This is a genomic window from Pseudomonas khavaziana, assembly GCF_019145205.1.
Lineage (GTDB): Bacteria > Pseudomonadota > Gammaproteobacteria > Pseudomonadales > Pseudomonadaceae > Aquipseudomonas > Aquipseudomonas khavaziana.
This window is the reverse complement of record NZ_JAHSTT010000069.1, coordinates 1-308: the sequence shown is the minus strand read 5'-3', so window position 1 is coordinate 308 and position 308 is coordinate 1. Positions and strand designations below refer to the sequence as shown.

Annotated in this window: 1 pseudogene; it reads right to left on the bottom strand. The window is 56.5% G+C overall.

Annotation, left to right across the window (positions count from 1 at the left end):
• Nucleotides 1–12: 12 nt before the first annotated feature.
• A pseudogene (locus tag KVH01_RS29555) lies at nt 13–308 on the bottom strand (IS5/IS1182 family transposase); the annotation flags it as partial.

Sequence of the window (308 nt, the reverse complement as noted above, 5' to 3'; positions counted from 1 at the left end):
GTGTAGACAAAATCAAGTAGTAAGTCGACGAGCAAGCATGCGAGCCTCGGCCAGCCACACCCATGCTGCACTCACATCGAACATCCGATCGTGGTGCATGATCAAGCGCCTGGCCCGCTCATTCCAAGCGTGAGTCCGTTCCACTACCCTGCGCTTGGGCATAACCACAAAGCCACCTGTAACCGGCGCTGTCGTGAACAAATCGCCTTGTTCTGAATGCCACTTCCCGGTGCGTCGATTGTTTGGCCCTCGAATGACTTGAACTCCAAGCGAATGACTGTGCTGCGTGCGCTGGGCCCACTTTCCGG